Source organism: Variovorax sp. 20P10.2.4, assembly GCF_058244205.1.
This window is the reverse complement of sequence record NZ_JBZAYE010000373.1, coordinates 1-7,399: the sequence shown is the minus strand read 5'-3', so window position 1 is coordinate 7,399 and position 7,399 is coordinate 1. Positions and strand designations below refer to the sequence as shown.

The window sequence follows — 7,399 nt, the reverse complement described above, 5'->3', positions numbered from 1 at the left end:
CTCGATCCTGCACGGCGGCTACGGCGGCAACCAGCGGCTGGCCGAACCGCCGGCCGCGGCGCTGAAGCGGCTGCGGCCGCGCTACACCATCGACGACCGCACCGCCAATGGCGAGACGGCCACCACGCGCGCGGCAGGCTTCGCGAGCGAGAAGCGCGAGGCGCGGTTCGTGGTCATCGGCCACGGCATCAACGACGCGGCGCTGTCGCTGCCGGTGGAGGCGCCGCTGCGCAGCATGATCGCCACCGCGATGCGCGAGGGCCGGGTCGTGATCGTCACCGGGCTGTCGCGCCAGCGCATCGCGGTGCCGGGCCGCGACAAGTACGACGCGGCCATCCGCAAGGTGGCGCAGGACACCGGCGCGGGCTTCGCGGACTGGGGCGCGGAAGAGTTCAGGGCCAACGAGATGGCCGACATCCTGCACCCGGCGGGCGCCTATTCGCAGCGGCTGTCGATGCGCATCGTGCAGGCGCTCGACCGGCTGGCGCCGGATTGCCGGGTCTGAAGCGCGGGCGATCCGCCTTCGCCCGATGACCGCCCCATGAAAAAGGCCGGAAGCCCCTTGGAGCTTCCGGCCTTTTTGCCGTGTGTCTGGTCCCGCCGCCAGGAATCGAACCTGGATCTCAGCCTTCGGAGGGCCGAATTCTATCCGTTGAAATACAGCGAGAAATGGGTTTCCGGTGAGACCGGAGCCTCGCATTATCGCCTATCACGCGGCCGCTGTTTCGGCTTCGTGCACGGCCGCCCCATTCGCCCCCGTCTGCCGCGCGAAACCGAGGCCCGCGAGGTACACGCGGAAGGTGCGCCGGCCCGTGGGCACGAGGTCGAAGGCCGCGGGATCGAGCAGCCAGTTCTGGATCAGTCCGCTGATCAGCGCATGCAGCCCCTGCGCCGCCACGCTGCCGGGCACCGGCAGCTTGATGCGGGCGCGCCGCGCGGCCAGCCGCAGGGCCTTCTCGAAATCGACCACGCAGGCGTTGCGCGCATCGAGATGACGCTGCTGCACCGAGGCCATGTCGTGGGTGTATTCGACCTTGTGGGTCGCCACGTCGAACACGCGGCGCACCTGCGGGTCGGTGGTCATGAGGGTCAGCGCATGCACCATGCCCTCCTCGATCTCGGCCAGCGGGTCGTCATGGCTCAAGGCCGCGGCCTTGGGCGGCGCCTCCAGCGGAAGAATGACCCGCTCCATCATCGCGTTGAAGAGATCGGCCTTGTCCTTGAAATGCCAATAGATCGCGCCCCGCGTCGCCCCGGCCTGCTGCGCGATCTGCTGCAGCGTGGTCTGGGAGACCCCTTGCGCCTGAAACAGCAACTCCGCGGCATCGAGCAGTCGATTCCGCGTCGCCAGTGCTTCTTCCTTCGTACGACGTGCCACCAAGTCTCCTGATTTGTAAAGGCAACGCCCTTTGCATATCGTGGGGCCATTGCGTGGATGTCACTATACATCCATGAATGTATGTAAACTGTCGCCCTTCCCGATGGCCCACCTGGCCGTGCTGGCTTTCCGGCGCGGCCGCAAAAATCGCCGTCTCCCGTCTTCGCTTCAAAGGAATCGCATGCCTCTCCTGCATGTTTCGCGCCCATCGTTTCTTTCGCCGCGCCTCGCGACCGTGGCTGCCGTCGTGTTGCTGGTCATCGCGGGTTGTTCGAAGAGCGACGCGCCAGCCGGCGCCGGTGCTGCCGGTGGTGGTGGCGGCGGCCATCCCGCCCCCGAAGTGGGCGTGATCGTCGCGGCGCCGGGCGATGTCGGCCTGGTGACCGAACTGCCGGGCCGCCTCGAGGCCTCGCGCGTGGCCCAGGTGCGCGCCCGTGCCGCCGGCATCCTGCTCAAGCGCGAATTCCGCGAAGGCAGCGACGTGAAGGCCGGCCAGCTGCTGTTCCGCATCGATCCGGCACCGCTGGTGGCCGCCACGCAGAACGCGCAGGCCGCACTGGCCCGCTCCGAAGCCAATGCCGCGCAGGCCAAGGCCCTGGCCGACCGCTACAAGCCGCTGGTCGAGGCCAATGCGGTGAGCAAGCAGGAATACGTCAACGCGGTGGCTTCGCAGAAGACCGCCGAGGCCGACGTGGCCGCCGGCCGCGCCGCGCTGCAGACCGCGAAGATCAACCAGGGCTACGCCGACGTGACCTCGCCGATCTCGGGCCGCATCGGCCGCGCGCTGGTGACCGAAGGCGCGCTGGTCGGCCAGGGCGATGCCACCGAGCTGGCCGTGGTGCAGCAGATCAATCCGCTGTACGTGAACTTCACCCAGTCGGCCTCCGACGTGCTGAAGCTGCGCCGCGCGGTCGCCGCGGGCCAGTACAAGCGCGCCAGCGGCGAAGACGCGGCCAGCATCCGCCTGGTGCTCGAGGACGGCACCGACTACGGTCAGGACGGCAAGCTGCTGTTCTCCGACCTCACGGTCGACGCCACCACCGGCCAGGTCACGCTGCGCGCCGAGATCCCCAACCCCAAGGGCGAGCTGCTGCCCGGCCTCTACGTGCGCGTGAAGCTCGAGCAGGCGCAGGTCAGCAACGCGATCACGGTGCCGCAGCAGGCGGTCACGCGCACCCAGCAGGGTGACCATCTGACGGTGGTGGGCGCGGACGGCAAGCTGAGCCAGCGCACGGTGAAGATCAGCGCCGCCAAGGACAACCAGTGGGTGGTGCTCGAAGGCCTGAAGGCCGGCGAACAGGTGATGGTCGACGGCTTCCAGCGCCTGCAGATGATGCCGCCGGGCACGCCCGTGAAGGCCGTCCCGTGGACGAAACCGAATCCCAACGGTGCGGCGCCCGCCGCCGCGCCGGCAGCCTCTGGCGCGGCACCCGCCCCCCAGAAGGCAGCCTCGGCTCCGGCCGAGAAGAAGTAATCAAGGAGCGCGCCCGCAATGGCCAAATTCTTCATCGATCGACCCATCTTCGCGTGGGTGATCGCACTGTTCGTCATCGTTCTCGGCGGCGTGTCCATCACGCAGTTGCCGATCGCCCAGTACCCGCCGGTGGCGCCGCCCGCCATCGTGATCAACGTGGCCTATCCGGGTGCCTCGGCCCAGACGCTCGAGGACAGCGTGCTGTCCGTCATCGAGCGCGAAATGAACGGCTCGCCCGGCCTGATCTACATGGAATCGGTGGCGCAAGCCGACGGTACCGGTGCGATCACCATCAGCTTCGAGCCCGGCACCAATGAAGACCTCGCGCAGGTCGACGTGCAGAACCGGCTCTCGCGCGCCACGCCGCGGCTGCCCTCGGCCGTGACGCAACAGGGCGTGCAGGTCGACAAGTCGCGCGACAACTTCCTGCTGTTCGCGCTGCTCTCGTCGGACAACCCCGACGTCGACCCGGTGGCGCTCGGCGACTACGTCGCGCGCAACATCGTGCCCGAGCTGCAGCGCATCGAGGGCGTGGGCAAGGTGCAGCTGTTCGGCTCCGAGAATGCGATGCGCATCTGGATCGATCCGGCCAAGCTGCAGGGCTTCAACCTGTCGCCGTCCGACGTCAACACCGCGATCCGCGCCCAGAACGCCCAGGTGGCCTCGGGCACGCTCGGCGACCTGCCGAACGTGCCGGGCCAGGCCATCGCCGCCACGGTGACGGTCAACGGCCAGCTCACCAGCGTCGAGCAGTTCCGCGAGATCGTGCTGCGCGCCAACACCGACGGCTCGACCGTGCGCCTGAAGGACGTGGCGCGCGTCGAACTCGGCGGCCAGAGCTATGCCACCTCGGCGCGCCTGAACGGCGTGCCCGCGGTGGGCGTCGGCGTGCAGCCCACGCCGACCGGCAACGCGCTGCGCTCGGCCAAGGCCGTGCGCGCGAAGATGGTCGAACTCGAACGCTACTTCCCCAAGGGCGTGAAATGGGACATCCCCTACGACAGCTCGCGCTTCGTGCAGATCTCGATCACCGAAGTGGTGAAGACGCTGTTCGAAGCCGTCGCGCTGGTGTTCCTCGTGATGTTCCTGTTCCTGCAGAACTGGCGCTACACGATCATCCCGACCATCGTGGTGCCGATCGCGCTGCTCGGCACCTTCGCCACCCTGCTCGCTTTGGGCTTCTCGATCAACGTGCTGACCATGTTCGGCATGGTGCTGGTGATCGGCATCGTGGTGGACGATGCGATCGTGGTGGTGGAGAACGTCGAACGCATCATGAGCGAGGAAGGGCTGTCGCCGCTGGAAGCCACGCGCAAGGCGATGCAGCAGATCTCGGGCGCCATCATCGGCGTGACCGTGGTGCTGATCTCGGTGTTCGTGCCGCTGGCCTTCTTCGCGGGTTCGACCGGCAACATCTACCGCCAGTTCTCGGCGGTGATGGTGGCCTCGATCGGCTTCTCGGCCTTCATGGCGCTGTCGCTCACGCCGGCGCTGTGCGCCACGCTGCTCAAGCCGGTGGAAGCCGGCCACCACCACGAGAAGCGCGGCTTCTTCGGCTGGTTCAACCGCGGCTTCTCGCGCACCGCCAAGGGCTATGAAAGCGTCGTCGCGCGCATCCTGCGCCGCGCCGCGCGCTACCTGATCATCTACGCGGCGATCATCGGCGCGGTGGTGTACTTCTACACGCACCTGCCGAGTTCGTTCCTGCCGCAGGAAGACCAGGGCAACATCATCGTGAACGTGCAGCTGCCGCCGGGCGCGACGCAGGAGCGTGCGCTGTCGGTGATGCAGCAGGTCGAGGGCTTCATCATGAAGCAGCCCGAAGTGCAGAGCATCGTGAGCGTGATGGGCTTCAGCTTCTCGGGCCAGGGCCAGAACGCGGGCCTCGCCTTCGTGACGCTCAAGGACTGGGAGGAGCGCAAGGACCCGGGCAACTCGGCCAGCGCGCTCGCCGGCCGGGCCTTCGGCGCGCTCTCGGGCATCCGCGACGCCTTCATCTATCCGCTGAGCCCGCCGCCGATTCCCGAACTGGGCAACGCCAGCGGCTTCAGCTTCCGGCTGCAGGACCGCTCGGGCGCGGGCCACGAGGCGCTCGTCAACGCGCGCAACCAGCTGCTGGGCATGGCCTCGCAGAGCAAGATCCTGTCGCAGGTCCGTCCCGACGGCCTGGAAGACGCACCGCAGTTGCAGATCGACATCGACCGCGACAAGGCCAACGCCCTGGGCGTGAGCTTCGACGCGATCAATGGCGCGCTGTCGACCGCGCTGGGTTCGAGCTACATCAACGACTTCCCGAACCGCGGCCGCCTGCAGCGCGTGGTGGTGCAGGCCGACGCACCGGCGCGGATGCAGCCCGAGGACATGCTCAAGCTCAACGCGACCAACGCACAGGGCCAGCCGGTGCCGCTGGGCGCGTTCGCGACCACCAAGTGGGTCACCGGCGCGACGCAGACGGTGCGCTACAACGGCTATCCCGCGATGCGCATCAGCGGCGACGCGGCGGCCGGCTACAGCACCGGTGCCGCGATGGCCGAGATGGAAAAGCTCGCCTCGCAGCTGCCGCAAGGCTTCGGCTTCGAGTGGACCGGCCAGTCGCGCGAGGAAAAGCTCGCCGGCTCGCAGGCCATGATCCTCTACGGCTTCGCGATCCTGGCGGTGTTCCTCTGCCTGGCCGCGCTGTACGAGAGCTGGTCGATCCCGCTGTCGGTGATCCTGGTGGTGCCGCTGGGCGTGATCGGCGTGCTGCTCGCGACGCTGCTGCGTTCGTACTCGAACGACGTGTACTTCCAGGTGGGCCTGATCACGATCATCGGCTTGTCGGCGAAGAACGCGATCCTGATCATCGAGTTCGCCAAGGACCTGCAGGCGCAGGGCCGCGGCGTGATCGAGTCGGCGCTCGAGGCCGCGCACCTGCGGTTCCGGCCGATCATCATGACCTCGCTGGCCTTCGGCCTCGGCGTGGTGCCGCTGTTCACGGCCTCGGGTGCCGGCTCGGCGAGCCAGCGCGCGATCGGCACCGGCGTGCTCGGCGGCATGGTGACGGGCACCCTGCTCGCGGTGATCTTCGTGCCGGTCTTCTTCGTGGTGGTGCGCACGCTGTTCAAGGGCAGCGCGCGCCAGCACGAGGCCGACAAGCGGCATGCGCAAGCCGCCGGCATCTCGGAGGAAAAACATGAATCTCAATAACAGACTGATTCCCACCGCGCTGGCGGCCACGCTGCTGCTGGCCGGCTGCTCGCTGATCCCCACCTACGAGCGCCCCGCGGCGCCGGTGCCCACCACCTACCCGGGCGATCCGGCGCAGCCGGCCGGGCCGGCGGCGTCCGCCATGCCCTGGCAGGACTTCTTCACCGACCCGCGCCTCGCGGGCCTGATCCAGACCGCGCTGGCCAACAACCGCGACCTGCGCGTCTCGGTGCTCAACATCGAGCAGGCGCGCGCGCAGTTCCAGATCCAGCGCGCGGACCTGTTCCCTGCGCTGGGCCTGTCGGGCAACGGCTCGCGCTCGAGCCCCAACCCGTACCAGGCGATCGACAGCAGCCAGGGCAGCGTGACGTCGCAGTACTCGGTCAACCTCGGCATCACCGCCTGGGAGATCGACTTCTTCGGCCGCATCCGCGCGCTGAAGGACCAGGCGCTGGCGCAGTACCTCGCGACCGACGAAACGCGCAAGGCCGCGCAGATCAGCCTGATCGCCGCGGTCGCCAACGGCTGGCTCACGGTGCTGGCCGACGACGAGCTGCTCGAGATCACGCGCCAGACCTTGAGCACGCGCGAGGAATCGGTGCGGCTGACCAAGCTGCGCTTCGACAACGGCGTGTCGTCCGAGCTCGACTTCCAGGCCGCCAACTCGCTGGCCGAGACCGCGCGCGCCGCCTATGCGCAGCAGTTGCGCACGCGCCAGCAGGACGAGAACGCGCTCGCGCTGCTGCTGGGTGCACCGGTGCCGGCCAGCGCCTTCGCGGGCGCCAAGGGCCTGGGCGGCATCCGCCCGATCCCCGACGTGCCCGCGGGCCTGCCCTCCGACCTGCTGGCCGAGCGGCCCGACATCCGCGCGGCCGAGCAGCAGCTGATCGGTGCCAACGCCAACATCGGCGCGGCGCGCGCGAACTTCTTCCCGCGCGTCTCGCTGACCACCTCGATCGGCACCGCGAGCAGCGAGTTCTCGAACCTGTTCGACCGCGGCACCAAGGCCTGGAGCTTCGCGCCCTCGGTCACGCTGCCGCTGTTCGACGCGGGCCGCAACATCGCGGGCCTCGACTCGGCCAAGGCCGGGCGCGAGATCGCGGTGGCGCAGTACGAGAAGTCGATCCAGACCGCGTTCCGCGAAGTGGCCGATGCGCTCGCAGGCCGCGCCACCTTCGGCGAGCAGGCGCGCGCGCAGCGGGCGCAGGCCGATGCCGAGGCGGTGCGCTTCAAGCTCTCGGACCTGCGCTACCGAAACGGCGTGGCCAGCGCGCTCGACCTGCTCGACGCACAGCGCTCGCTGTTCACGGCGCAGCAGTCGGCCGTGACCACGCAGCTGCAACTGCTGCAGAACCAGGTCA

5 protein-coding genes and 1 tRNA gene are annotated in these 7,399 nt (G+C 68.7%); 4 read left to right on the top strand and 2 right to left on the bottom strand.

What is annotated here, in order from left to right; genetic code table 11:
* Positions 1-505: SGNH/GDSL hydrolase family protein (locus AC27VN_RS27300; protein ID WP_490878553.1), on the top strand; the 505-nt coding region annotated here is incomplete at its 5' end.
* A gap of 87 nt (positions 506-592) precedes the next feature.
* Here AC27VN_RS27300 and AC27VN_RS27295 read toward each other — a convergent pair.
* Positions 593-667, bottom strand: a tRNA-Arg gene (locus AC27VN_RS27295).
* Positions 668-709: 42 nt separating this feature from the next.
* The gene (locus AC27VN_RS27290; protein WP_093350403.1) at positions 710-1,381 is read right to left on the bottom strand and encodes a TetR family transcriptional regulator; all 672 of its coding nucleotides are present in this window, start codon (positions 1,379-1,381) and stop codon (positions 710-712) included.
* A 178-nt stretch (positions 1,382-1,559) separates the two neighbouring features.
* Between AC27VN_RS27290 and AC27VN_RS27285 the strand changes: the two genes are divergently transcribed.
* The 3 genes from AC27VN_RS27285 to AC27VN_RS27275 all read left to right on the top strand — a co-directional run.
* Positions 1,560-2,852 (top strand): efflux RND transporter periplasmic adaptor subunit, encoded by a 1,293-nt coding sequence (locus AC27VN_RS27285; protein ID WP_490878552.1) that lies wholly within the window; start codon positions 1,560-1,562, stop codon positions 2,850-2,852.
* A gap of 18 nt (positions 2,853-2,870) precedes the next feature.
* Positions 2,871-6,038, top strand: coding sequence for an efflux RND transporter permease subunit (locus tag AC27VN_RS27280; RefSeq protein WP_093350397.1), 3,168 nt, complete (start codon positions 2,871-2,873; stop codon positions 6,036-6,038).
* A partial coding sequence (locus AC27VN_RS27275; protein WP_490878551.1) for an efflux transporter outer membrane subunit occupies positions 6,025-7,399 on the top strand: 1,375 nt, incomplete at its 3' end. The genes AC27VN_RS27280 and AC27VN_RS27275, both read left to right, overlap by 14 nt.